Below are 26,165 nucleotides of genomic sequence, written 5' to 3' on the forward strand. Positions count from 1 at the left end.
TCCTTAATGAAACGTGAGAATTGGGAATATCTAAGACACAGAAAAAGGAGGAGGCCTAGAAAAGAGAAGGAAGTTAAAACGTATAGGTTTTAGTTGTTGATCTGCACTAATTCCTATTGCTTCTTGGCTTATCTCTTGAGCAGAAATTTTTAATGTATCATTATCTAATTGAAAATCCGAGTTTTGATTTTCAAGGGCAATATCACAAATAGTACAGTTCTCGACTGCATCGACGTCTGTGTCGTCATGTGTATATACATGAAGTGCCGATATCTTGACAAGCATCAAGGCGGCAAACAAGAAAAACCCAAAAAACTTCTTAAACTCGGGCATATTTCAGCAAAGGTATATTTTTTGAAATAAAGAAATACGTTAACAAAAACATAATTTATGGTATTAGAAAACCTAATCCCATCCGTTTCAGCATTTTCTTCTCAAAACTCCAAAAGAAACGGAACTGTCCAAATAGCCATCCAAATAGCACTAACAACACTTGATATAGTGGGAAAATCAGTAATATTCTAACTGGCCAGTAGATCCAACCACTTACCATTTCTTGTTGAATGCCCAACCATTCGGTTACTGGTCCTGCAAGTTTTCCAGAGATACTTCCCGTAATGGCAAACACAATAAAAATTGCAATCATTTCCCATCTTTGGGCCACGGGCCATTTATTGGCCAGTTTTTTAAAGCACCACAGAAAAAAATGAATCATGAGAAAATACATACCCAGGCCAATTACCAAAGTAAAAATCCATTCTAAAACGGTGTTGTTGAGATTGAAAAGGTGCAAAAGGCGTCTTGCAATAGCGTATGCAGTTAAAGCTACAAGAATGGAACCAAAAATTGGAAAGAAGAATTGCCAATTCTTGGTTATGTCCCAGCGAGTTTTCAATTTTGCCATCTAAATTAAATTAAGATGGCAAAAATAGCATATTATAATAGCTTTTGGAATTGAGAGGAGATAAGTTCAGGATGATAAGTATAGTATTTAGACATTAGCGTAAAGATTTTTCGTTTTGCTCAAAAAAACAAAGGGGAGAGCTAAATTCCCTCCCCTCAAAAAAACAATAATTATAACTTAAGTATTTCTAATCTTCTCCACAAATATTGATGTCACCTTGAATATTCCAGCCTTCATCTGATAAAATCGCTCTAGCCAAATAAACCTCATTGTTATCCCCTTCTCCTTCTGGTACACAATATTCTAATCCATTTGCACCCAAAGTAATATCTTGAGGAACATTTGTTAGTGGATTTTCATCTTCACCTAAAGATGCCCAACCCACTAGGGTGGCACCATAATTTTCTGGAGAAAGCCCGGAGTTGGAAAGCATATTGATCATGCTGCCCACACTGGATACATTCCAATCTCCAAGGTCTTGATCAAAGGCTGTTGCATCTTGAAACATACCCTGCATTGTTTCTACGCTAGACACATCCCAACTACTGATATCTTTATTAAAACTAGTAGCATTTCTGAACATCCAATGCATATTTTCTACCCCTAACACATTCCAAGAACCAATATACTTATTGAAAGATGTAGCTCCATAGAACATCCTTAACATGGTCGTAACATTTTTTACATCCCAATCATCAATGTCCTGGTCAAATGCTGTTGCACCTTCAAACATGCCTAGCATATTAGTGACATTGCTTGTTTTATTACCCCAACTTAAAGGTTGATTAAAGGATATTGCTCCATGAAACATATTGGACATATCTTCCACATTGGATACATCCCAATTGCTTATATTTTGATTAAAAGATTTTGCTTCATCGAACATGCCTGTCATAAAAATTACGTTGGATACATCCCAACCGCTGATATCCTTATTAAAACTGGTAGCACTTTGGAACATTCGATGCATCTCGGTTACATTGCTCAAATCTGGGACATCCATTGCCGGAACGGTCAGGTTTGAACATCCACTAAACGCTCTATTCATTGAAGACCATTGGTTGGAACCCCATCGATCTACGGTAAGGATTTTATTGTTGTTGGCCTCATCGTTGCCTTCAAAATAAATACGAGGAAAAGCACCTGAAATTGCTACTTGGTATGTACCGGCAGTGCCAAACTCAATTGTAATATTACCATCCACATTATTTTCTGTGCCATTGTGGCCAGGGTTGCCCACTTCTTCCCAATAAACGGTATAATTGTAACCGCCACCGGTTGTGGGGATGGTAATCTGTGTATCGGTGCTTTCACCAGGGTTGTCGCTCTTCCATGTGGTGATAAAGGAAGTTGGGTCTTCCAACAATGTTTCAATAACGTTGGTCACGTTTATGGTAATGGTAATGTTTTTGTCCGCTTGGAGTTCTGCGGCATCGGAAACACTAACGGTCAAAGTATGGCTTGTGGCATTCTCAAAATCCAGGTTCTTTCCGTCTGCAAGACTAAGTTCACCGTCTGTATTAATCTCGAACAGGTTATTCTCATCTCCATCGGCTATGCTAAAGGTAAGGGTGTCACCTGCATCTGGGTCTGTTACGGTTATTTCTCCTATAACATTGTCTGCATCAATGTCCTCCTTAGCTTCAAATTCATAGCTCTCTTGGTCAACCACCGGTCTTTCGTTCACATTGGTCACGTTTATGGTAACCTCTGCCTGTGTCTCATCCTTTCCATCGGTAACCTTAACGGTTATTTTAATGGCAGGGTCTTCCAAGGCCTCAAAATCAAGTTCATTTTCTTCATTTAGGCTAATCTCCCCGGATCCGGTGATCACAAAAAGCCCGGATTCATCCGTTATGCTAAAGGTAAGGGTATCATCTGCATCGGCATCCTCCGCGCTTACCGTTGCAAAGGAATCGGTGTGGGCAATGTTCTCCTCAACACTAAAGCTCTGTGGCTCTATTGTGGGGGCATTGTTCCCTTCTTCTGGATCATCATCAACATCGGTAACGTTTATGGTAATGGTGGCAGAGGCATTGGCATCGCCATCGCTTACCGCTACGGTAATGGCATGTGTTGTCTTGGTCTCAAAGTCAAGGTTCTTAGCTGTGGCCAGGCTTAGTTTCCCGTCTTTGTCAATGGCAAAAAGATCTGCATCGTTCTTTGTAATGCTATAGGTAAGGGCATCGCCATCTTCATCAGAAGCCTTTACCGTACCTATTACAGTGCCACTGGCAATATCCTCCTTTGCAGGGAAGGTCTGTGCCTTTATGGCAGGTGCGTTGTTCTCGGGTCCATCGTCCTTGCCACAGGACAGTGCCACAACGAACAGAACTACCATCATCAATAATAATTTGGTTGTTTTCATAGATCAAAATTTTGCGGTTAAGCTTGCAAATTGGGGATTATTGCCTCTTGTTGCCCATACTGATCTATGGATGCCCGTTTTGGATTGATGGACACTGGGTTTGGGTTTGGGGGAAGGTGAAAGGAGAGCGAAGCCCTTCCAAAAAAAAGATGGTTAAACTTCTTTAGAAAACCTAGGGGTTAGTTGCATTTTTTCAATCAAATCCTTGGGATGAAAGGACCTAGGCGTTGGTTGTATTTTCGTTGAAAATAGATAAAGTAATTATAGAGCTTATAGTTCACTTCATATCCATAATCCACAGTAGGATCATAGTCTATCTGAAGTTCATATAAATTGGGATTGTACCTATTTGGCTGCAATACCCTTTGGTTCCAGTTAATGACCATTATGTGGTTTCTATTCTCTAAAAAACTTTGAGAATAATAGCCTTCTGGTCTGGCAATACTCTGTAACCAAAAATAAAATCCTGGTTCAATAATGATGATTTCGTACTCGGACTCCTCATCCTTGATTTGGACTTCTTCCTCGCCATTGGAATTGAACACCTCTTTTTCTTCGTCAGTGACGGAAATGGCCTCTTTTTGCGCAGTACATGACGCAAACAACCCTAAAATAAGGGTTAAGGCAATAAAACTTTGTAAAACTCTCTTTTTCATAACCTTAAAGTACAAAAAATGCCATTTGAATTCTCAAATGGCATTGTTAAATAAAGTTAAGATGTAATTCTATTTTCCAAAAAGACCTCCTAGAAGCCCTCCAAGGCCACTCTTTTTTTGTCCCCCACTGTTTAATACCATTCCAGCTAGATCATCTATGACACTGCCATCTCCATCGGAATCCAAAAATGTCTCAATCAAAGATTGTTGTTTATTTGCCGTATTGCCACCTCCCATGAGTCCACCTAACAATCCGGTCAATGCATCTGGACTACTTACTTTTTGTTGTCTTGTTTGTTTGCCCAAGTAACCCAACAAAATTGGAGCAGCAATTTTTAATATTTGTGAAATTGCACCAGCATCAATTCCTGATTTACTGCTTAGGGCATTTTCTACTTGAGGTTGTTTGGAGCCAAAAACATGGCCAAGAATACCAGCACCGTCATCCATAACGCCTTGGTCCACACCACCTCCAAAAAGACCACCTAAATCATCCAAAATACTTCCGTCGTGCTTTGAAGACAGCGCATTCATCAACCCCTCTGCTCCGGTGGAGCTTGAAGCATTTTTTTTCATGGCCCCCATTAAAAGTGGCATGGCCATACTCAATACATCTGCTGTTTTGTTTTCTGGCTGACCCGTTTGACCAGCAACCCCGCTAATCAATTGCTTGCCCATTGGGCTATTCAATAAATCTAATAATCCTGACATTTTATAGTGTTTAGTTTAGATTGACAATGTACAAAAAACTATGTTTAAAAAACGAAAGCTCGAGAAACGAAATTATTTCAACAAAGCAATAATCTGTGTGGCCAACTCTATACCAATTCTATCCTGAGCTTCTTTTGTTGCTGCTCCTATATGTGGTGTCAAAGAAATTTTTGGATGCATCAGTATTTTTATTTCAGGACTGGGTTCAGATTCAAAAACATCCAATCCCGCAAAGGCAATTTTCTCACTCTCTAAAGCATCAACCAAAGCAACTTCATCCAAAACACCTCCACGTGATGCATTGATCACTGCAGTCCCGGGCTTCATTACGTCAAATTCTTTTTTACCTAAAACATAGTTTTTCTGGGCAGGAACATGAACACTAATAAAATCAGAAGTTGTTAACACTTCTTCAAACTGACTGTTCTTTAAGTCGAATGTTACCGATTGGCCGTCAAAAAAAGGTACTTCCAATGAAGACTCGGTAATCAGTGGATCGTTAAATACAACCTTCATTCCCAACCCAAGAGCCATTTTGGCCGTTGCCTGACCAATTCGTCCAAATCCTATCAGGCCCAAAGTTTTTCCGCGTAATTCCGTGCCGCCCGCATAGCTCTTTTTTAGCTGTTTGAACTTGCTATCGCCATCTAAGGGCATATTCCGATTTGAATCGTACAAGAAACGAACCCCACCAAATAAATGCGCAAAAACCAATTCGGCAACAGATTCTGAAGACGCTGCAGGGGTATTTATGATATGAACTCCTTTTGATTTGGCATAGTCAACGTCTATGTTGTCCATTCCAACACCTCCGCGACCTATAAGTTCTAAATCAGGACAGGCATCAATCAATGATTTCCGAGCTTCAGTTGCACTTCTAACCAATAGGGCCCTGATATTATTTTTGTTAATGAAGTTAACCAATTGTTCTTGAGCTACTTTGGTGGTAACAACTTCAAATCCTTGAGATTCAAGTAAATCTATCCCCGATTGGGCTATACCATCATTTGCTAAAATTTTTGTCATTTATCACCCCTTTTTTTCCATTTCACTCATAATATCTACCAAAACGCCCACGCTTTCTAAAGAAAGGGCATTGTACATGGAGGCACGATATCCTCCTACAGATCTATGACCATTTATTCCATTTATTCCAGCTTCTTTGCATTTTTCATCAAATATTTCCTTAAGGGTGTCATCAGTAATATTGAAAGTAGCATTCATTATGGAACGATCTTCCTTGGCAGCAAATCCAGAGAAAACAGGATTCAATTCTATTTCTGAATAGATAAGGTTTGCTTTTCGTTCATTTATTTCTTCAATAGCTTCAATTCCCCCAAGGTCTTTTAGCCATTGCATGGTCAACATGGAAACATAAATGGCAAATACGGGAGGAGTGTTGAACATACTATCTTTGCCAACATGTACGGCATAGTCCAACATTGATGGAATTTCACGGGAAACTTTTCCTAAAATATCTTCTTTTACCACTACTAGTGTAGTTCCGGCTGGCCCCATGTTTTTTTGTGCTCCGGCATAGATCAAATCAAACTTGGAAAAATCCATTTGTCTGGAAAAAATATCAGAGCTCATATCGCAAACCAAGGGAACATTTGTTTTTGGAAACTCCTTTATCTGTGTTCCAAAAATGGTATTGTTGGAAGTTAGATGTAAATAATCTAAATCCTCTGGAATGCTATATCCTTTGGGTATATAATTAAAGTTTTGATCTTGTGAGGAGGCCACTTCAACAATATCACCAAACAGGCGAGCTTCTTTTATGGCTTTTAGACTCCACGTTCCAGTGTTTACATATCCAGCTTTCTTTTCCAGTAGATTATATGCTGCCATCAAAAATTGAGAGCTTGCACCACCTTGAAGAAATAGTGCTTGATATCCTTTTCCTTCCAAGCCCAAAAGTTCTAGAGCCAAAGAGCGGGCCTTTTCCATAATGGCGACAAATTCCTTACTACGATGTGATATTTCAATAAGGGAAAGGCCAATACCATCAAGTTCCATTACGGCTTCGGATGCTTTTAGCATAACTTCTTGGGGTAAGATACATGGACCTGCGCTAAAATTGTGCTTTTTCATATGCTTGTTTATGTGAGTCAAAATTGCCAAACAATACTTAAAGGTTGGGCAAGGTTCTTTTTTGAATTAAGCGATAAAGGTCTTAAAAAAACTTGGATCAAAAAACAGTCCTTTTGTGCTATAGTTCCAAAAGAAATTTTAAGGTGTCCACACCATCTGCATAGTCACTCAACTGTGGTTTTTGAGTTTCACCAAAAGCAACTTCCCCATCAAACATTCCTTTGGAAACAATACATTGAATGTCTTCCTCTCGTTCTTTCAGCTGTTGCTTTAATGCTTGGGTAGAATCGTATCGTTCATAGAAAAGGGAAGCAATAGGGGAGGCAAAACTGCTATCTTCCTTTAAAATGAGAAATCCATTGTCTAAAATCTTGAACTCACTCATTAAATACACTGCTTTGTTGTAATCGTAGTTGTTGGCATACTTGTTTTGATGAATAATGTCTTGATAGGTGAAAATTGCATTGAAGAATTGGTCAAAATCATAATCTGATGGCACATAGATTTTTGAGACATTTCTACACCCCAAACCAAAATATTTGAAAATATCCTTGCCAAGATCCTGAAGTTCTTCATTGGATTCTTCTCCTGTAATGATGGCTATAGCATTTCTGTTCTTTCGGATGATATTAGGTTTTTTGCCAAAGTAATATTCAAAGTAGCGACTGGTGTTGTTGCTGCCCGTAGCTATTACGGCATCAAAATGTTCAAACTTGCCTTCAATAAACTGGATTTTATCCGCTAGACTTGGTTCATACTCAATTAGACAATCAGCTAAAAATGGCAGTAATACAGTGTCATTTGAGGACAGTTTTGCCAAAACCTTGTTTCCCGTCAATAGTACACATAAAAAGTCATGAAAGCCCACTAGAGGAATATTGCCAGCCATTACAATACCAATGGTTTTAGAAGATCTTTCTTGGTCTATCGGATAATTGGCGACCCAATGAGTAAGGTTTTCATTGGTGAGCTGACCCACCCATTGTTCCAAGGAAAAAATTAGGTTTTCATAGGTAAACCAACCATTTTTTTGCTCCGCCCTAATTAGTATGTCATTGATTTTGTTGTATTTATCAGAATTCTTGTCATTACGATTTTCGCAAAAATCACGGAGAAAACTTCCAAGTTTAACAAAAGCTTCTAATGTTGAGATATACCTGCTCATTATATTTGTACACTAAATTAGTAGGGTTTATTTTTGTGCAAAATTAAGCATGCTGAATTGATTCAGCCTATTAGGAAAAGAAAATTATGGCAATTATTATAACAGACGAATGTATTAATTGTGGAGCTTGTGAGCCTGAGTGCCCAAATACGGCAATATACGAAGGAGCGGATGAGTGGAGATATAGCGATGGTACTTCTTTGACTGGAGATGTGGTACTTCCGGATGGAAAGGCAGTGAATGCGGATGAAGTTCAGGTTCCTGTAAGTGATGAGATTTACTATATAGCACCCGATAAATGTACTGAATGTATGGGCTTTCATGAAGAACCCCAGTGTGCAGCAGTTTGTCCCGTTGATTGTTGTGTTCCCGATGAGGATAGGGAGGAATCTGAGGAAGAACTACTTGGAAAGCAGAAATTTATGCACCCAGACGGTTAACTTAGATCATTTTTGATGCTATTTCTTTAAACAACTTAGCACTGACCATTGCAGTCATGTCGTTAATGTCTCGTGTTGGATTATATTCAACAATATCTGCACCAATTAAAGGAACATTGATTTTTTGAATTATCTCGATGAGTTGCCGTGTGCTTAACCCTCCGGGTTCATGATGGGAAACACCTGGCGCATACGCAGGGTCTAATGCATCTAAATCAACGGAAAGGTATAGCGGATTTTTAAAAACTGGAATTATAAAAGATTGAAAATCTTTCATTTCATTGATTGTTACACCAAATTTTTTGGCATTGGCCCGTTGCTCTTCATTCAATGTTCGGATACCTACTTGGTATAAATTTTCGGCAAGCCCATTTTCCATAATGTTATAAAAAGGACATGCATGCGAGTATGTATCACCTTCAAAATCTTTATAAAGGTCACTGTGGGCATCAATGTGTAAAATATCCACCTTTCCATAAATGGAATAAAAGGCTTGGATAATTGGAAAAGTGATGGAATGATCCCCACCCAGAGTTATAAGAGGTTTCCTTGCTTCTAAATTTTTGAGGGTCACCTTGTTTATATCGAAGTATTCTTTAATTTCAGAATCACCCAAATCATTGAACAGTTCAGGAGCTATCAGGCAACCGTTCTCTGAATAATAATTGGCAGAACTACTGTGATAGGCCTTTCGGATTATGGGAGGAGCTAAACTTGGACCTTTTAGATAAGAAGACTTTTCATCAAACAGGAAACCTTGAACTACTACTTTGGTCATGCATCAAAACTATAAACTTCTTAACGATTTTGATCTAATTCCATTTTGAAAATTTAGTTAACCAACCATTTCTTTTTACTTTTGGCGAATCAAGACAATTTCAAATTTTATGGAAGAAAAAGAGAAGGAATACAATGGTTTTTGGAAGCAGATAGGGTGTATTCTTTCGGTTATTGCCATTTTAGGAATTGTATCTGTGGTGGTTTTAGGAATCTATTTTCTTCTTAAGGGTTTTTAGTGGTACTAAATGTATACTTCCATACAAAACTTCAACTTATATTTGCAACCGAAAAATCAGTATTCAGTTTTCAGCGAACAAATATCGTAGAAAATTGATCTGACACTGACTACCTAAATCTAATAGCTAAATATCTTTTTAATGAAAGCTGGTATTGTAGGATTGCCAAACGTAGGAAAATCAACATTGTTCAATTGTTTGTCCAATGCTAAGGCACAAAGTGCCAATTTTCCGTTTTGTACCATTGAACCCAATATTGGTGTTGTGAATGTACCGGACACCAGATTGGAAAAATTAGAAGAGTTAGTAAACCCTGAACGTGTTATTCCGGCCACCGTGGAAATTGTGGATATTGCCGGATTGGTAAAAGGAGCGAGTAAAGGAGAGGGATTGGGAAACCAGTTTTTGGGGAATATTCGTGAAACGGACGCTATTCTTCATGTATTACGATGCTTTGACAATGACAATATTGTACATGTAGATGGTTCCATAGACCCAATAAGGGACAAGGAGACCATAGATATGGAACTCCAGCTAAAAGATTTAGAAAGTGTTGAAAAGAAGCTTGACAAAGTAAAACGAGCTGCTAAAACTGGAAATAAAGATGCCCAAAAGGAAGAAACTGTCCTTAGTGCATTAAAAGAGGGTCTGGAAGCAGGGAAATCAGTGCGTGCAATTGAAGTAAGTGTGGATGACCACGCTGAGTTTGTAAAACCTTTGCAATTGATTACGGACAAACCCGTAATGTATGTCTGCAATGTGGATGAAGGAGCTGCAACAGAAGGAAATGCATATGTGGAAAAAGTAAAAGCCGCTGTGGCCAATGAAAATGCAGAGGTGATTTTCTTGGCAGTTGGTACAGAGGCAGATATTACCGAACTGGAAACTTACGAAGAGCGCCAATTGTTCCTTGAGGACTTAGGGTTATCAGAACCAGGTTCGGCCAAATTGATTCGTGGTGCGTACAAATTATTGGATTTGGAAACTTATTTTACTGCGGGAGAAAAAGAAGTAAGAGCATGGACCATACCTGTGGGTGCAACTGCTCCGCAGGCAGCTGGAGTGATTCACACCGATTTTGAAAAAGGATTCATTCGTGCCGAGGTTATTTCTTATGATGATTATGTGCAGTACGGCAATGAAGCCAAAGTCAAAGAAGCTGGAAAAATGCGTGTGGAAGGAAAAGAATATGTGGTTAAAGATGGGGATGTAATGCATTTTAGGTTTAATGTTTAGCCTTGAGTTACAGCACATCTAGTTATATCAACAGCTTTTGTTGATTACTTTCTGCCTACTTCACTTTAATTTTTGTGGCTAAATTTTATATTAGCAAGGATTAACCCTTTTCTTATGGCAGAAACCCAGTATACAGAGGATAACATTCGTTCACTGGATTGGAAGGAGCATATTCGCATGCGTCCCGGAATGTATATTGGTAAACTGGGCGATGGTTCTTCCGCGGATGATGGTATTTATATTCTTCTTAAAGAAGTCATGGACAACTGTATTGACGAATTTGTCATGGGAGCAGGTAAGACCATAGAAATAAATATAAAGGAAAATACTGTTAATGTTCGGGATTACGGAAGGGGCATACCACTTGGTAAAGTGGTGGATGTGGTTTCCAAAATGAACACTGGGGGTAAATATGATACCCGTGCCTTTAAAAAATCTGTTGGATTGAATGGAGTAGGTACCAAGGCGGTGAATGCACTATCCACATATTTTAAGGTGGAATCCACTAGGGATGGAAAATCAAAATCTGCAGAGTTCCAAACTGGAGATTTGGTGAATGAGGAGCTTTTAGAGGAAACTTCACGTAGAAGAGGGACCAAGGTTAGCTTTATTCCCGACGAATCCATTTTCAAAAAATTCAAATATCGCAATGAGTATGTGGAGCGCATGCTCAAAAACTATGTTTACCTAAACCCTGGGTTGACTATAGTCTTTAATGGTGAAAAATTCCATTCAGAGAATGGATTGAAGGATTTATTGGAGGATAACAATAATGAAGAAGATTTTTTATATCCAATAATCCACTTGAAGGGAGATGACATTGAAGTGGCCATAACCCATAGTAAAACCCAATACAGCGAAGAATACCATTCCTTTGTTAATGGACAGCATACCACTCAAGGAGGTACGCATCAGGCGGCTTTTAGGGAAGCTATTGTTAAGACCGTTAGGGATTATTATGGAAAGAACTATGATGCTTCAGACATCAGAAAGTCAATAATTTCAGCCATTTCCATTAAAGTAATGGAACCGGTATTTGAGAGTCAGACCAAGACCAAATTGGGTTCAACGGATATGGGTGGAAAACTTCCCACCGTTCGGACATACATCAACGATTTTATTGGAAAGTATCTTGATAATTACCTTCACAAAAATCAAAATACTGCAGAAGCCATTCAGCGTAAGATTGTGCAGGCTGAAAAAGAGCGAAAAGAACTTTCAGGTATTCGAAAGTTAGCGCGTGACCGAGCCAAAAAGGCAAGTTTACACAATAAAAAACTACGTGATTGCCGAGTTCACCTTCAGGATATGAAGAAGGATAGGAGGTTGGAATCCACACTGTTTATAACAGAGGGAGATTCTGCTTCAGGGTCTATCACCAAATCTAGGGATGTAAATACGCAGGCTGTATTTAGTTTACGAGGTAAGCCGTTGAACTCCTACGGAATGTCTAAAAAGATTGTATATGAAAATGAGGAATTCAATCTTTTGCAAGCAGCCTTGAACATTGAAGAATCCATGGAGGATTTGCGTTATAATAATATTGTAATTGCTACTGATGCCGATGTTGATGGAATGCACATACGGTTACTACTTATTACATTCTTTTTGCAATTTTTTCCTGAATTGATAAAGGAAAATCATCTATATATCCTTCAAACTCCACTTTTTAGAGTACGAAATAAAAAGGAGACAATTTATTGCTATAGCGAGGAGGAAAGGAGGAATGCTATTCAAAAACTTACTGGTAAACCTGAAATTACCCGATTTAAAGGATTGGGTGAAATTTCTCCTGATGAGTTTAAACATTTTATTGGTGATGATATCCGATTGGAGCCAGTAATGCTGGATAAAGCAATGAGTATTGATAACTTGCTAAAGTTTTATATGGGTAAAAATACTCCAGACCGTCAAGAATTCATTATAAGAAACCTTAAAGTTGAACTTGACTTAATAGATGATAAATAACTATAAACCAACTAAACGAACTCCTTCTAAATGGAAGAGAACGAAGCTTTGAATGATGAAGGTTTAGAAAACCAAGACAGTTCCCAAGATAGCCTTACAAAGGTTACGGGAATGTACAAAGATTGGTTTTTAGACTACGCCTCTTATGTTATTTTGGAACGTGCTGTTCCCGCGATTGAAGATGGTTTTAAGCCTGTTCAGCGTAGAATTATGCATGCACTAAAGGAATTGGACGATGGCAGGTATAACAAAGTAGCTAATGTTGTTGGGCATACCATGCAATACCATCCTCACGGCGATGCCAGTATTGCGGATGCCATGGTGCAGATAGGGCAGAAGGACCTTCTTATTGATACTCAGGGTAACTGGGGAAATATTCTTACAGGGGATAGTGCCGCGGCTTCAAGATATATAGAAGCAAGACTTTCAAAATTTGGGCTTGAGGTTGTTTATAGTCCCAAAATTACCGAATGGCAACTATCCTACGATGGACGTAAAAAAGAACCCGTCAATTTGCCGGTCAAGTTCCCTTTGCTGTTAGCGCAAGGAGCTGAAGGAATTGCTGTTGGTCTGTCCACAAAGATTTTACCCCATAATTTTAATGAATTGATAGATGCTTCCATAAAGCATTTGAAAGGTCAGCGATTTAAGTTGTTTCCAGATTTCCCAACTGCTGGAATTATCGATGTCACCAACTATAATGAGGGCTTGCGTGGCGGTAAGGTCAGGGTGCGTGCCAAGATTTCAACCCTGGATAAAAACACCTTGGTAATTAATGAGATACCTTATGGAACCAATACTTCTTCTTTAATAGATTCTATCCTTAAGGCCAATGATAAGGGTAAAATAAAGATCAAGAAAATTGAGGATAATACAGCTGCGGATGTTGAAATTTTAGTGCACCTGCCAAGTGGTATTTCCCCTGATAAAACTATAGATGCCCTTTATGCTTTTACAGCTTGTGAGTCATCCATATCGCCATTGGGGTGTATCATTGAAGATAATAAGCCTTTATTTATTGGAGTTCGTGAAATGTTGGAACGCTCCACGGATTATACAGTTGAGCTACTAAAAGCCGAACTGGAAATACAACTAGGTGAACTAGAAGAACAATGGCACTTTGCCTCTTTGGAACGCATTTTTATTGAAAACCGAATTTATCGCGATATTGAGGAGGAGGAAACTTGGGAAGGAGTTATTACTGCGATTGACAAAGGCTTAAAACCCCATACCAAAAAGTTGAAAAGGGCTGTTACTGAAGACGACATCGTTCGTTTGACAGAAATCCGAATCAAGCGAATTTCCAAATTCGATTTGGAAAAAGCCCAACAACTTATTGACAGTTTAGATGAGCGAATTGCGCAGACCAAACACCATTTAGAGCATTTGGTGGATTATGCCATAGATTATTTTAAGGAACTTAAAAAGAAATATGGCAAAGGACGTGAGCGGAAATCAGAGATAAAAATCTTTGATGATATTGAGGCCACTAAAGTAGTTATCCGAAATACAAAGCTCTATGTAAACAGGGAAGAAGGGTTTATTGGCACCTCATTGCGTAGGGATGAATATGTTACCGACTGCAGCGATATAGATGACATTATTGTTTTTACCCAAAAAGGGGAGATGATGGTCACTAAGGTGGATTCCAAAATCTTTATTGGCAAGAATATCATGCACGTAGCAGTCTTTAAAAAGAAGGACAATCGTACCACTTATAATATGATTTATAAGGATGGCAGGGGAGGTCCAAGCTATGTTAAAAGGTTTAATGTTACCAGTATCACTAGAGATAAAATTTATCATTTGGCTGGTGGTAAACCTTCTGCGGAGGTACTTTACTTTTCAGCAAACCCCAATGGAGAAGCAGAGGTCATTACCGTATTATTGAGACAATCAGGAAGTATTAAAAAATTGAAATGGGATTTGGACTTTGCCGATGTTTTGATTAAGGGCAGAGCATCCAAAGGTAATTTGGTTACCAAGTATGCAGTGAAGCGTATCGAACTAAAAGAGAAAGGAGTATCAACCCTTAAGCCAAGAAAAATTTGGTTCGATGATATTGTGAGCCGATTAAATGTTGATGGAAGAGGGGAGCTTTTGGGCGATTTCAGAGGTGAAGACCTTTTATTGGTGATGGATCAAAAAGGGAAAGTAAAAACAATTCCGCCGGACCTTCTAACTCGTTTTAACGATGATATGATTGTATTGGAGAAGTGGAATCCTAAAAAACCCATTTCCGTTGTTCATTATGAAGGTGAAAAAGAGCGATATTATATAAAGCGTTTTTTGATTGAGAATTCCAATAAAGAGGAAACGGTTATCTCGGAACATCCAAAATCCCATCTTGAACTGGTTTCCACAGATTGGCGACCCATGATTGAAATTGAGTTTCCAAAACCAAGGGGGAAAGAGGCGAAACCAAATCAGCAAGTAGATATAGAAAGTTTTATATCAGTAAAAGGAATAAAGGCTGTAGGAAATCAGCTCACCTCTGAAAAAGTCAAAAATATTAACGTATTGGAGCCTTTACCTTTTGAGGAACCGAAAGAGCCCGCCCCAGAAGAGATAGAGGTGGTTGATGAGGAAAGTATAGATGCTTTGGACGGTAATCAGGAGTCAAAAGATGAAGGTTCTGATCAACCCACTTTGTTTTAATGCATTATTCTACCTATTTTGGCGCTATAAGTTACACACCTAACCAACAACCTAATTCCCTCGTATGGATTTTACTAACCCGCTGGTATATGGCGTACCAGTTTTTATTGCTTTTATTTTAGTTGAACTTACTTATAGTAAAACACATGGTGATGATCATCTCTACAATTGGAAAGATTTAGCCGCTAGTGGTTTTATGGGAATTGGTTCCGCATTGTTGGGACCTCTGTTTAAAGTCATATTTGCAATTGTACTTTTTGAGTCTGTTTATGAGCTGTGTAATCCATTGGTCAATGGAGTCAGACAAAACCTTTTGGGGTACGAGTCTTTTGGCTATGCATGGTATGTTTGGTTATTATGCCAACTAGCTGATGATTTTACATATTATTGGTTTCATAGGGCCAATCATGAAATACGAATTTTATGGGCAGCGCATATTGTACATCATTCTTCCGATAATTACAATTTGGGAACCGCTGTACGCAACGGATGGTTTACTATTTTATACAAACCTTTATTTTATATGTGGCTGCCAGCTATTGGCTTTCCACCAGAAATGGTAGTTGTATGTTTGGGGATAGAGGCACTTTGGCAATTCCAACTGCATTCCGTTTACGTTCCAAAAATGGGGTTCATTGAAAAAATATTCAATACCCATACCATGCATCAAGTGCACCATGCTCAGAATGTTGAATACTTGGACAAAAACCACGGAGGGTTTTTAAACATTTTTGATAAAATGTTTGGAACATGGAAAGAATTGGATGATGATGTCGATGTAAAATATGGAGTGATTCATTCGCCAGAATCGTATAATCCTGTTGTAATCCTAACTCATGAGTTTAAGGATATATGGAAAGATGTGAAAAAATCCAAGAAGCTATCCCATAAGCTAATGTATATCTTTGGTCCTCCTGGATGGAGTCATGATGGTAGTACCCTTACGGTTAAACAACAGCAAAAACTTAGTAGGGAGCATAAGGAAAATCATCCAGAGCTATCCTATCAGCGACCCAATTAGAAATATTTACTCTTCTGTAATTTCTTGACCTTTTTTCTTGTTCTTTTGCATTCTGAGGTCAAAAAACTCAACCATCAATGAGAATGAAATGGCAAAATAGAGATATCCTTTAGGAATGGCACCTACCTCATTGTCAAATACAACCAAATGAGATAGATGTGCAGCTTCGGCAATCAACATAAAGCCGATTAGGATAAGAAAAGATAATCCCAATACTTGAACGGAAGGATGTCTGTTTACAAATTCTCCAACAGGGTTTGCGAACAACATCATAATAACTACAGAGATTACCACGGCAGTGACCATTAAGACCAAAGCATCCATTGGATTGGGTGAGATGCCATTGGTCATCCCTATGGCTGTTAAAATAGAGTCAAAAGAAAAGACAATATTTATTACTGTAATTTGAACTATTGCGTTAGTCAATGAAGAAGATCGTGATTTAGTCACTTCTCGTTCGTCATGCCCTCGGTCCTCAATTTTTTCGTGGATTTCCTTGGTGCTTTTATATAAAAGAAAAAGACCGCCCAAGAATAGAATAACAGCCTGCCAACTAATGCCTCCAGTAACCCAGGATTCATCCAGTACTAAAAATGGTTTCTTCATTTTGGTTAGCCAAGTTATTCCAAAAAGAAGAAGGATTCTCATTGCCATGGCGAGCACCAATCCAAGATTGGTGGCTTTTCTTCTATCCTTTTTTTCTAGTTTCCCCGCTGCAATGGAAATAAATATGATGTTATCTATTCCTAATATGATTTCCAAAAACGTCAGAGTCAGCAATGCCATCCAGGCATCAGGGCTGGTAAAAATTTCAAACATGGTTAGTGTATTTTGAAAGCAGTTCCTTTAAATTTCTGTTTATCGCCTATGGCGTTGTATTCAAATGTATAAGAAGAATCCGTAGTTGTCAATATTTTTATGTGAATTGATTTTTCTTCAGCCTTGCTTTTTGGGTTCTTATTCTTTAAAATGTATTCACAATCATTGATCCATCGTATGGAAGAGGTGTCTTGCTTGCCTTCAAAAAAATCTACTTCCGTGTCCATTGTTCTTTTAAAAGTAGTCGTTTTTTCTTCCCCGTCTATAATTGATGTAAATGAAAACTCTCCAGTTTTAAAATTGCTACAACTGCGTTGAGGAGGTTCGTGGCATCCAAAAAAAACAAATACCAGAAAGATAAAGAGTAGTGGTTTTAACATGATTACAAAGTAAAGAGAAAGTAATGAAGTAACTAAACAAGCTTACTATTTTTTTGCATCAAAAGAATCAAAGGTTCCATCAGTATAAAAAATCACGATTCTTATAGGTTCCTTTACTGTGGAAGATTTTGGCACTTGTTGAGGAACATCCTCGTATGAAGAACCTGCTCCTGTATTGGTTGTATTTGAACTAGCGGCAGGGGAGCGGTCCGGATTTTCTTTAGATGGAAATTCCCCTTTTCCATTTAATAGCCAATAAAGATTAACTTCAGGATAGGTATGAATCACTTTAAGAACAAAATCCAAGCTTGGTTTGTTTCTTCCATTAAGTAAGTGGGAAATGCTTGAGCGCTGCACACCAATCTTATCCGCAAAGGAAGATACACTGAGGTCATAGTGCTTAATGATGGTTCGGATTCGTTGTATCACATCTTCGTTCACAATTGTACGAAATATTGAGTAAAGGTAATGATTGTAGTTGCCTAAAACAAAACAATAAGCATCATTATAAAGATAAAAAATTGAATTAATTAGTTAAATAAGAATTCATAACATTCTGTTTTATAGAATATTAAATTTAAACCATAAATTTTATAAATTGACAGGATGGAAATTGGTGCATTTGTGAACAATGCTAGTCAAAATTGATTACAATTGTATGCTGTTGCAATACAATTTTGATGACATTTGTAACAATCAGATGATTTACTTTTGTAACCTTCAACTCTAGTGGGATTATAATGATTGATTATTTGGCGGTAAAGGAGGAATCTGTTTTTGGTAGATATGTTACCTGTGAAACTCTTAAAACCGTTTGGCTGACACGGCTTCCAAATTCTTGCGTTAAAGATGTTGGGTATTCAGTTAATGGTGAAACAATTTTCTCTATTAGCGTTGGAAGTGGAGAGAATCGTATTTTAATGTGGTCCCAAATGCATGGAAATGAATCCACGACTACAAAAGCTGTTTTGGATTTGATCAATTTTTTAAACTCGGATAATTCATTTGCAACTGAGATTCTGGAAAACTGCTCACTTTTAATTGTTCCGATTCTAAATCCAGATGGAGCAAAAAATTACACCAGGGTAAATGCAAGTGAAATTGATTTGAATAGGGATGCCAAACAATTGACTCAGCCAGAAAGTAAAATTTTAAGAAAGCTTTTTGCGGATTTCAAACCTAACTTCTGTTTTAATCTTCACGATCAGCGCACACTTTTTAGTGCAGGAAATACCAACAAACCAGCAACAGTCGCCTTTTTATCTCCAGCAAGTGATGAAAGTCGCAAGCTTACACCCGTCAGGGAAAAGGCGATGAAGTTGATTGTTGCAATGAACAAAAAACTACAAACTCTAATTCCGGGTCAAGTGGGGAGGTATGACGATGGCTTTAATGACAACTGTGTTGGTGACTCCTTCCAAATGGCCGGTGTTCCTACCATACTTTTTGAGGCTGGACATTTTCCAGATGATTATAATAGGGAAAGAACAAGGGAGTTGGTTTTTTATGCGCTTATTGAAAGCCTTGGAGTTGTTGCACAAAATCAAGTTGAAGATTTTAAAACTGAAGATTATTTTAAAATTCCTGAAAACCAGAAGCTTTTTTATGATATCCTAGTTAGGAATTCACAGATAGTAAATACAGAGCTTAACGAAGAAACTTGCATTGGTATACGTTTTAAAGAGGTTTTAAAGGATGACTCTATTTCATTTGAGCCGGAAGTTGCCGACATTGGTTTGTTAAAAGGATATTATGGTCATAAAACCTATGATTGTTTACAACAAAAAGACTTAAAGCTTCTATCTTCCCAGGCAAACATACTTCAACTTATAAAAAATATTGAAGCATAAAAAGACAATTTCATCAAATTGTTACATTTTATTTAAAAAAAATGCTTTTTTATTACGTATAATTTCTTAATTAACTAATTTTGTTGAAAATATTAGCACAATGAGCAAAGTAAAATTAGACGAAATCGATCACCAGATATTAGACATGTTAATTGATAATACCCGTACGCCTTTTACGGATATTGCCAAAAAATTGTTGATTTCTGCGGGTACTGTTCATGTTAGGGTTAAAAAGATGGAAGAATCTGGTATCATTAAAGGTTCTTCGTTAACACTGGACTATGTTAAATTAGGATATTCCTTCATCGCTTATGTAGGTATCTTTTTGGAAAAAACACATCAGACCAAGTTTGTTTTGGAACGATTAAATCAAATTCCATACGTTACGGTTGCTCATATCACAACAGGTAAGTTTAATATTTTCTGTAAAATTAGGGCTAAGGACACTACCCATGCCAAGAATATTATCTTTAAAATTGATGATATTGATGGTATCAGTAGGACGGAGACTATGATATCTTTGGAGGAAAGCATCAATGATAAAAAACGTTTGATGCACACAATTTTCAACGAGCTTTAATATATTCTCCAAATTAAGTATGCTTGTTTCTGATCTTTCCGCATCGGAGTACGCTCCTTTTTACCACAACTACATTCTGTCGGTTGGGGAAAATGACTTAATTACTGAATTGGGAAATGGGAAAGATGAGTTTATCTCTTTCCTTGAGAATATCTCGAAAGATAAATTATCGTATGCGTATGCCGAAGGTAAATGGACTTTGGCAGAACTTATTTTACATGTTATTGATGCTGAACGGGTATTTCAGTACAGGGCTCTACGCTTTGGTAGAAATGACAAGTTAGCTTTGGCTGGTTTTGACCAGGATATTTACGTGCCGGAGAGTAATGCGGGGTCAAGAACCAAGAAAACAATTATTGACGAATACAATACGGTCAGGGAATCAACCCTTAGCCTATTTAGGTCATTTAATGACGAAGCTCTAAAACGGGTTGGTAATGCCAGCGGTTCTGACATGAGCACAAGGGCAATGGGATTCATCATTTGTGGACATCAGGCCCATCACCTAAAGATTGTTCGTGAGCGCTATTTGTAAGAGACTTGATTAAGTAATTGTCTAGTATAAGTGATCAGTTTCGGTGTCTATATCTGATTCTAATTCCGGATTGATGGTTTGTTCTCCTTCGTTGCTGACTATAGGTTGATCAGCTTTACTTTTTTCTAGTTCTTTTTCAATGTTTTCTTCAAAATTAGAAATAAACCTAGAAAGACTCTTGCTGATTTTTACCAAGTAGATGGCATCATTTGTTTTGACCTCTACGGCTTCAATAATTTCTCCGTTTGGTTTTTTTAGCGTAATGATATCCTCGTCTCCATAACCATAAGGATAGGAGTCTATCAAAATTGCAGCAACTTTGTGGTCCAGTTTTTTGTAATCGATTAATATTCTTTTCATGATGAATAGGTTTTTGGTTTCCTATCCTAAGCTATACATTTTTGAACCTGATAAACGGAAAGAGTTGTAAACTGTAAAATTTAGTATGCGTACTAGTTATTCTTTGTAGTATGCAAACGCTTCTTGAAAAAGATTCTCTGGGACTTTTACATCGGCAATGGCCTTGCCAATATTTTGCAACAACACAAAATTCACATTCCCATGGGAGTTCTTTTTATCGTACTTTAAAAGTTCCAAAATAGCATCAATATCCTCTGGGTTAAAATCTACGGGAGCAAAATACTTTAAGAATGTATTTTTTATTTCCTCTAAAGATAATTTAGACAGACCTTTTAGTTGATGAGAAAGATAACCCTCCAAAATCATGCCTATAGCTATAGCTTCACCATGCAGTAAAGTGGGTCTTTCCTCATGTTCTAAGCAGTAAGATTCAATAGCATGGCCAAGTGTGTGCCCAAAATTCAATATTTTTCTGAGACCTTGTTCAGTTGGATCTTGAACTACAACATCATTTTTAATCGCTATGGATTTTTTAATATAATCCGCATTGGCGTAATCATTTGAATCTTTTAATGATTTCCAATAATCAGCATCTTGGATAAGTCCGTGTTTCAGCATTTCGGCAAAACCACTTTTTACTTGTCTGTCTTCCAAAGTTTTTAAATATTCAGGAAATATGAGTACCATCTGAGGTTGGTTTATTACCCCAATTTGATTTTTCAGTGCTCCCAAATCCACGCCTGTCTTACCTCCAATAGATGCATCAACCATTGATAAAAGGGTAGTGGGGACATTTATAAAATCAATACCTCTTTTAAAAGTGGAAGCTACAAAACCACCTAAATCAGTAAGGACCCCCCCTCCAAGATTTATTAGAAGACTCTTGCGGTCGCCATCATGGTCAGACAGCAATTGCCATAGTTGGGAACAAGTATTAATGTTTTTATGCTCTTCCCCCGATTTAATTTCAAATACCTTGTCAATGGAATAGCCTAACTTTTCCTTAAACGATGGCAAACAACATTTCTTCGTGTTCTCATCTACTAAAACAAACACTTTGGAATAATTGTTTTTTGCAATATGTTGTTTTAGAGCAGCTTCGGCCAGATCTTCTAAATGTACTTCGTAAGATTGTGATTTAATAGACTCCATTGTCTTAATTTACACTGCAAAATAAAGACTATTTTAATAGAAATTGTTCTAGATTACCTACTATATTTGATTCTTTAATAGATTCACAATAATGAACCCGGATTTTGATAATACAGCAATTGCATTTCAGCTTAAAACTGACTCGGAATTAGAAAGAGCATACTTTTTATTTAAATTGATTGCCAACGAACCTCTGGTTAAAATAGGTACCGCTGTCACCAATTTTGCAATTAAGGCGCACCTCCCTATTGAAGGCTTGATCAGGGCTACGGTTTTTGATCATTTTTGCGGTGGAGTTAATGAGGAAGATTGTATGCCGATCATTGATAAGATGTATGAGAAAAAGGTTTGCTCCATTTTAGATTATTCTGTGGAAGGCAAAGAAGTTGAAGATCAATTTGATTTTGCTTTGCAAAAGACTTTGGAGGTATTGGATTTTGTCAAAGAAAAGGATGCAATACCATTTGCAGTATTCAAGCCCACAGGATTTGGACGTTTTGGGCTTTATGAAAAAATAACAGCTGGAAAATCTTTAAATGAAACGGAATCTGACGAATGGGAGAGAGTAGTTTCCCGATATGATAAAGTTTGCAAAAAAGCACATGATCTTGATGTGGCCCTGCTCATTGACGCTGAAGAAAGTTGGATGCAAGATGCGGCAGATGATGTTGTGCTCCAAATGATGCGCAAATACAATAAAAATAAACCTGTTGTTTTCAATACGTTACAAATGTACCGTTGGGACCGTATGGATTATTTGAAAAACTTGAATGAGATTGCTGCTTTGGAAAACTTTAAAATTGGACTCAAAGTAGTGCGGGGCGCTTACATGGAAAAAGAAAATGAAAGAGCAAAAGAGCAGGGGTACAAAAGTCCAATATGTGTGTCTAAAAAGGCCACAGATGAAAATTTTGATGCGGCAATTGCCTATATGATGGAAAACTTGGAAAGGATTTCCATATTCGCAGGAACCCACAATGAAGAAAGTTGTTTGAAATTGGTTGAGTTAATGGAAAAGAATAAACTCACTTCTTCGGATAACAATGTTTGGTTTGGTCAGCTTTATGGAATGAGTGACCACATTACTTTTAATTTAACAGGTCAAGGGTATAATGCTGCAAAATATGTGCCTTACGGACCTGTAAAAGATGTGATGCCATATTTGATTCGTCGTGCAGAAGAAAACACCTCGGTTGCAGGACAGACCACACGAGAACTTTCATTGCTGCAAAAAGAGAAGAAAAGAAGGAAACTTGACCTTTAGTTTTCTTCCACCGACAGTATTATTATTTTATCGGTGCAGTTTTGAGCCTTTAAAATCAATTCTTTGTTTTTGGTTTCGTGGTTAATCAGATATGTTTTGCATGGTTTGGATTCGGTATCACTCTTTCCAAAATCAATATCTCCTTCGGTCAAAAATGATTTCACTAACATGGTGTCTTTTTCAGATTTAAAATCATCAGAAAACAATATTGGTTTTGAGCGCATATCTTTCAAAACCCTGCAGTTTGGAAAATAGCAGAACTCAATACCGTTTTCACCAGATTTCTTTTTCAGAAAAAAAACAAGAAATACAATTCCTATGGATAGTCCAACAAGATACCATCCCAATCGTCTTAAAAATGCCATTCGTAATTAGAAAATAAGAAAGTTAATATCACTATAATTGAGCCCAAACCAGTCCCCAACAGATTTATTTGTTAGGATTCCATGGTACATATATAATCCATTCCGGAGTCCCTTATCAAAACGTAAAGAATTTTCAAGTCCACCATCCTCACCCAATTTTAAAAGGTAGGGGGTGAAAATATTGCTAATAGAAATAGATGAAGTTCTTGGATATCGAGACGGAATATTGGGCACACCATAATGAATTACATCGTATTTTTCTATAGTGGGTTTGTCATGACTGGTAACTTCCGACGTTTCAAAACAGCCCCCCATATCAATGCTTACATCAATAATAACGGCTCCCTTTTTCATATTCTCTACCATTGTACTGGAAACAACAATAGGAGAGCGATCCTTACCTCGGGTTGCACCAATGGCAACATCACATCTTTTTAACGCTTTCAATAAATTTTTGGGTTGAATGGTAGAGGTATAAATGGTTTGGTTAAGATTGGTCTGAATATTTCTCAGCTTGGTAATAGAATTATCAAACACCTTAATGTTGGCACCAAGGCCTAACGCAGAACGTGCGGCAAATTCCCCTACTGTTCCAGCCCCTATAATAACAACCTCTACGGGAGGAACCCCACTAATATTGCCGAACATTAGTCCGTTCCCTTTATTGGTAGTGGCCATAAATTCTGAAGCTATAAGTATCGAAGAAATCCCTGCAATTTCACTAAGGGAACGTACGGCTGGGTATTTTCCATCTTCATCCCTAATATATTCAAAGGCAATTGCAGTGAGGCGTTTTTTGGCCATGGCCTCAAAATACTCCTTGCTTTGTGTTTTTATTTGGAGGGCTGAAATGATAGTGGTCTGCGGATTTAGCAAATCAATTTCGGATAGCGTAGGAGGTTCTACTTTAAGAATCAATGGGCATGAAAATACTTTCTTTGTATCACGTGTAATCTCTCCACCAGCATTGCTGTAATCAGCATCTGAAAAATTGGCCCCTTCCCCAGCTCCAGCTTCAATTAAAACCCTGTGTCCATGGGCCGTAATAGCATTCACGGCATCTGGAGTAAGGCAGATACGTTTTTCTTGATATTGATTTTCTTTGGGAAGGCCAATAAAAAGTTCTCCCTTTTGCTTTAGAATCTCTAAAGTTTCTTCTTGTGGTAAAAGTTGTTGTTTGCTAAAAGGAGAAGATGGCTGGTTCATGCAATGTACATCTGTTGATTACCTCTGAGGTATGGGACAAATTTACATTTTTTTTGCAAGGGTCTTCTGGCGTTGTTCAAGTTTCTCACGCTCTTTGCGCAACTCTTCCTTTTCCTTTAATATTTGGAGTTCAGTATCCATTGCATCCAGATCAATACCATGAACATGTTTGTCCACTAATTTAACTCTGATAAAGTATACTATAGGAACCACAACCATAGTTACGGCTATAATGTAGAAAATCTCATTTTCATCAATTGCTTCTGCCTCTGAATCTGAAGATAATACACTGTAGAGTTGAAAACTGTACATGGAGATAGGAATCAATATGGCATGATACCACCATTGTTTGCATGTTACAAACCATATGACCAGTAGAGTCAATGGAATTATTTTCACTAAGTAGAACCATAACGCCGTACCGGCGTCAGCAAATCCATTAGCTGTTAAGGTAAAAAACAGAATATCAATCTCTTGTTTTCCTTCAGCAATATATTTATGGGAATAGAAAAGTACAGGTGTAATTGCAATTGTTAGCGCTATCAATCCCTCAATTATCAGCTTGGTCCTAATTGGTTTTCTTTCCTTCATTACATTAGGATAACTACAAATACCTGAAATTATTGTAAAAAAAAACCCTTGCCGAAGAAAGGGTTTTTTGTTTTAGGAAAAAGAACTTGCTTAGTTAGTAGGTCTAACTATATTCTTTTTCTTAACACTTGTTGTCTGATCCTTGTCAACGTCAACAACATTGGTAGAAACCGCAGTCATTGCCAAGAAAGCAACAGCCAATACTCCAAAAAATAGTCTTTTAGTGTTCATCGTAAAAGAGTTTTTGGTTAATAAATGAATTCATTTCAATAACAAATGTAGGAAAAATTACTTACCTACAATGCATTTCGTCGATAAAAATTGCATTTCATCCTAAAAGGATTGCATTTTGTCGAGCGATTTGCCGTTAATCGAAACTTCTAAAAAGATATATGTAATTAATTTCATTCAGTACTAAACTCGATTGAACGAGTGTTTTCATCGATAAAGTGTAAGTAAACGGAGACAGCATTATTTGGCAATAAAGATTTAATTTTCTCGGGCCATTCTATAAACAACCATACATTTGAACTAAGGTAATCCTCTAAACCAATATCCATGGCCTGTTCTTCATTTTCTATTCTATAAAAATCAAAATGATAGGCAAGCAAATTCCCATTTTTATCATGATATTCATTAACAAGACCAAAAGTTGGACTGCTACCATGGTCGGTTGCCCCTAATGCATTCACCAATTCTTTTATCAATGTGGTTTTGCCTGCACCCATTTGTCCATAAAAACAAATGGTTTTCTCCCTATTGGCAAATTCTAGGATTTTTGAGACTGCTTTATTGAGCTCATTAAGATGAAATTCCATTCCCTACC

Annotated in this window: 29 protein-coding genes; 10 read left to right on the plus strand and 19 right to left on the minus strand. The window is 37.6% G+C overall.

The genetic code is table 11. The features are described from left to right. Positions 1–30 precede the first annotated feature (30 nt). From CRO15_RS08035 to CRO15_RS08070, 8 genes are all read right to left on the minus strand, one after another. Positions 31–333: a hypothetical protein gene (locus CRO15_RS08035; RefSeq protein WP_097045287.1), complete on the minus strand. Its 303-nt coding sequence runs from the start codon at positions 331–333 to the stop codon at positions 31–33. A gap of 55 nt (positions 334–388) precedes the next feature. Continuing rightward, the gene (locus CRO15_RS08040; protein WP_097045288.1) at positions 389–904 is read right to left on the minus strand and encodes a DUF6787 family protein; all 516 of its coding nucleotides are present in this window, start codon (positions 902–904) and stop codon (positions 389–391) included. A gap of 187 nt (positions 905–1,091) precedes the next feature. Further along, a complete protein-coding gene (locus tag CRO15_RS08045; RefSeq protein ID WP_097045289.1) occupies positions 1,092–3,272 on the minus strand; it encodes a BspA family leucine-rich repeat surface protein in 2,181 nt (726 codons plus the stop codon). A 197-nt stretch (positions 3,273–3,469) separates the two neighbouring features. Then, positions 3,470–3,928, minus strand: a complete 459-nt coding sequence (locus tag CRO15_RS08050; RefSeq protein ID WP_097045290.1) for a DUF6146 family protein — start codon at positions 3,926–3,928, stop codon at positions 3,470–3,472. 69 nt (positions 3,929–3,997) lie between these two features. Beyond that, positions 3,998–4,639, minus strand: coding sequence for a DUF937 domain-containing protein (locus CRO15_RS08055; RefSeq protein WP_097045291.1), 642 nt, complete (start codon positions 4,637–4,639; stop codon positions 3,998–4,000). A 72-nt stretch (positions 4,640–4,711) separates the two neighbouring features. Then, positions 4,712–5,665: a D-2-hydroxyacid dehydrogenase gene (locus tag CRO15_RS08060; RefSeq protein WP_097045292.1), complete on the minus strand. Its 954-nt coding sequence runs from the start codon at positions 5,663–5,665 to the stop codon at positions 4,712–4,714. A gap of 3 nt (positions 5,666–5,668) precedes the next feature. Further along, positions 5,669–6,733: a 3-phosphoserine/phosphohydroxythreonine transaminase gene (gene serC / locus CRO15_RS08065; RefSeq protein WP_097045293.1), complete on the minus strand. Its 1,065-nt coding sequence runs from the start codon at positions 6,731–6,733 to the stop codon at positions 5,669–5,671. Between the two features lie 118 nt (positions 6,734–6,851). Next, complete coding sequence (locus CRO15_RS08070) at positions 6,852–7,898, minus strand: acyl-CoA reductase (RefSeq protein ID WP_097045294.1); 1,047 nt, start codon at positions 7,896–7,898, stop codon at positions 6,852–6,854. Between the two features lie 86 nt (positions 7,899–7,984). On the opposite strand from CRO15_RS08070, the gene CRO15_RS08075 reads away from it, so the two are divergent. Then, a complete protein-coding gene (locus tag CRO15_RS08075) occupies positions 7,985–8,338 on the plus strand; it encodes a 4Fe-4S dicluster domain-containing protein (protein ID WP_097045295.1) in 354 nt (117 codons plus the stop codon). A 1-nt stretch (position 8,339) separates the two neighbouring features. Here the strand turns inward: CRO15_RS08075 and speB are convergent, their stop codons facing one another. After that, positions 8,340–9,116 (minus strand): agmatinase, encoded by a 777-nt coding sequence (gene speB, locus CRO15_RS08080; protein WP_097045296.1) that lies wholly within the window; start codon positions 9,114–9,116, stop codon positions 8,340–8,342. Positions 9,117–9,225: 109 nt separating this feature from the next. Between speB and CRO15_RS20010 the strand changes: the two genes are divergently transcribed. The 5 genes from CRO15_RS20010 (at position 9,226) to CRO15_RS08100 (ending at position 16,237) form a co-directional block, all read left to right on the plus strand. After that, positions 9,226–9,354: a hypothetical protein gene (locus CRO15_RS20010; RefSeq protein ID WP_280950961.1), complete on the plus strand. Its 129-nt coding sequence runs from the start codon at positions 9,226–9,228 to the stop codon at positions 9,352–9,354. Positions 9,355–9,495: 141 nt separating this feature from the next. Beyond that, on the plus strand, positions 9,496–10,590 hold the full coding sequence (gene ychF, locus CRO15_RS08085) for a redox-regulated ATPase YchF (protein WP_097045297.1): 1,095 nt from the start codon (positions 9,496–9,498) through the stop codon (positions 10,588–10,590). A 114-nt stretch (positions 10,591–10,704) separates the two neighbouring features. Continuing rightward, a complete protein-coding gene (locus tag CRO15_RS08090) occupies positions 10,705–12,558 on the plus strand; it encodes a DNA topoisomerase IV subunit B (protein WP_097045298.1) in 1,854 nt (617 codons plus the stop codon). A gap of 30 nt (positions 12,559–12,588) precedes the next feature. After that, complete coding sequence (locus CRO15_RS08095; RefSeq protein WP_097045299.1) at positions 12,589–15,216, plus strand: DNA gyrase/topoisomerase IV subunit A; 2,628 nt, start codon at positions 12,589–12,591, stop codon at positions 15,214–15,216. A gap of 64 nt (positions 15,217–15,280) precedes the next feature. Beyond that, positions 15,281–16,237, plus strand: a complete 957-nt coding sequence (locus CRO15_RS08100; RefSeq protein ID WP_097045300.1) for a sterol desaturase family protein — start codon at positions 15,281–15,283, stop codon at positions 16,235–16,237. 6 nt (positions 16,238–16,243) lie between these two features. On the opposite strand, the gene CRO15_RS08105 is transcribed toward CRO15_RS08100, so the two are convergent. From CRO15_RS08105 to CRO15_RS08115, 3 genes are read right to left on the minus strand one after another with little or no spacing between them, the layout of a single operon-like run. Continuing rightward, positions 16,244–17,056 (minus strand): TerC family protein, encoded by an 813-nt coding sequence (locus CRO15_RS08105; RefSeq protein ID WP_097045301.1) that lies wholly within the window; start codon positions 17,054–17,056, stop codon positions 16,244–16,246. 2 nt (positions 17,057–17,058) lie between these two features. Beyond that, positions 17,059–17,436 carry a DNA topoisomerase IV gene (locus CRO15_RS08110; protein ID WP_097045302.1) on the minus strand — a complete coding sequence of 126 codons (378 nt, stop codon included), beginning with the start codon at positions 17,434–17,436 and terminating at the stop codon, positions 17,059–17,061. 45 nt (positions 17,437–17,481) lie between these two features. After that, the gene (locus CRO15_RS08115) at positions 17,482–17,880 is read right to left on the minus strand and encodes a helix-turn-helix domain-containing protein (RefSeq protein WP_097045303.1); all 399 of its coding nucleotides are present in this window, start codon (positions 17,878–17,880) and stop codon (positions 17,482–17,484) included. A 296-nt stretch (positions 17,881–18,176) separates the two neighbouring features. Between CRO15_RS08115 and CRO15_RS08120 the strand changes: the two genes are divergently transcribed. The 3 genes from CRO15_RS08120 to CRO15_RS08130 all read left to right on the plus strand — a co-directional run bounded on the left by CRO15_RS08120 (position 18,177) and on the right by CRO15_RS08130 (position 20,401). Then, positions 18,177–19,286, plus strand: coding sequence for a M14 family metallopeptidase (locus CRO15_RS08120; protein WP_097045304.1), 1,110 nt, complete (start codon positions 18,177–18,179; stop codon positions 19,284–19,286). Between the two features lie 100 nt (positions 19,287–19,386). Beyond that, positions 19,387–19,866 (plus strand): Lrp/AsnC family transcriptional regulator, encoded by a 480-nt coding sequence (locus CRO15_RS08125; protein ID WP_055392737.1) that lies wholly within the window; start codon positions 19,387–19,389, stop codon positions 19,864–19,866. Positions 19,867–19,885: 19 nt separating this feature from the next. Continuing rightward, positions 19,886–20,401, plus strand: a complete 516-nt coding sequence (locus CRO15_RS08130; RefSeq protein ID WP_097045305.1) for a DinB family protein — start codon at positions 19,886–19,888, stop codon at positions 20,399–20,401. 21 nt (positions 20,402–20,422) lie between these two features. On the opposite strand, the gene CRO15_RS08135 is transcribed toward CRO15_RS08130, so the two are convergent. Both CRO15_RS08135 and aroB read right to left on the minus strand, forming a co-directional pair. Further along, complete coding sequence (locus CRO15_RS08135; RefSeq protein ID WP_097045306.1) at positions 20,423–20,761, minus strand: hypothetical protein; 339 nt, start codon at positions 20,759–20,761, stop codon at positions 20,423–20,425. A 96-nt stretch (positions 20,762–20,857) separates the two neighbouring features. Continuing rightward, on the minus strand, positions 20,858–21,913 hold the full coding sequence (aroB, locus tag CRO15_RS08140) for a 3-dehydroquinate synthase (RefSeq protein WP_097045307.1): 1,056 nt from the start codon (positions 21,911–21,913) through the stop codon (positions 20,858–20,860). Between the two features lie 91 nt (positions 21,914–22,004). Between aroB and CRO15_RS08145 the strand changes: the two genes are divergently transcribed. Further along, positions 22,005–23,177: a proline dehydrogenase family protein gene (locus tag CRO15_RS08145; protein WP_097045308.1), complete on the plus strand. Its 1,173-nt coding sequence runs from the start codon at positions 22,005–22,007 to the stop codon at positions 23,175–23,177. Here the strand turns inward: CRO15_RS08145 and CRO15_RS08150 are convergent. The 5 genes from CRO15_RS08150 to tsaE all read right to left on the minus strand — a co-directional run bounded on the left by CRO15_RS08150 (position 23,174) and on the right by tsaE (position 26,157). Beyond that, positions 23,174–23,542, minus strand: coding sequence for a hypothetical protein (locus CRO15_RS08150; RefSeq protein ID WP_097045309.1), 369 nt, complete (start codon positions 23,540–23,542; stop codon positions 23,174–23,176). The genes CRO15_RS08145 and CRO15_RS08150 overlap by 4 nt on opposite strands. Before the next feature lie 6 nt (positions 23,543–23,548). Beyond that, positions 23,549–24,748 carry an alanine dehydrogenase gene (locus tag CRO15_RS08155; protein WP_097045310.1) on the minus strand — a complete coding sequence of 400 codons (1,200 nt, stop codon included), beginning with the start codon at positions 24,746–24,748 and terminating at the stop codon, positions 23,549–23,551. A gap of 42 nt (positions 24,749–24,790) precedes the next feature. After that, positions 24,791–25,339 (minus strand): hypothetical protein, encoded by a 549-nt coding sequence (locus CRO15_RS08160; protein WP_097045311.1) that lies wholly within the window; start codon positions 25,337–25,339, stop codon positions 24,791–24,793. A gap of 90 nt (positions 25,340–25,429) precedes the next feature. Beyond that, positions 25,430–25,570 carry a hypothetical protein gene (locus CRO15_RS19755; protein ID WP_165769934.1) on the minus strand — a complete coding sequence of 47 codons (141 nt, stop codon included), beginning with the start codon at positions 25,568–25,570 and terminating at the stop codon, positions 25,430–25,432. A 173-nt stretch (positions 25,571–25,743) separates the two neighbouring features. Next, positions 25,744–26,157: a tRNA (adenosine(37)-N6)-threonylcarbamoyltransferase complex ATPase subunit type 1 TsaE gene (tsaE, locus tag CRO15_RS08165; RefSeq protein ID WP_097045312.1), complete on the minus strand. Its 414-nt coding sequence runs from the start codon at positions 26,155–26,157 to the stop codon at positions 25,744–25,746. Between the last annotated feature and the right edge of the window lie 8 nt (positions 26,158–26,165).

The sequence above is a fragment of the Flagellimonas pacifica genome (genome assembly GCF_900215465.1).
GTDB classification, from domain to species: Bacteria; Bacteroidota; Bacteroidia; order Flavobacteriales; family Flavobacteriaceae; genus Flagellimonas; species Flagellimonas pacifica.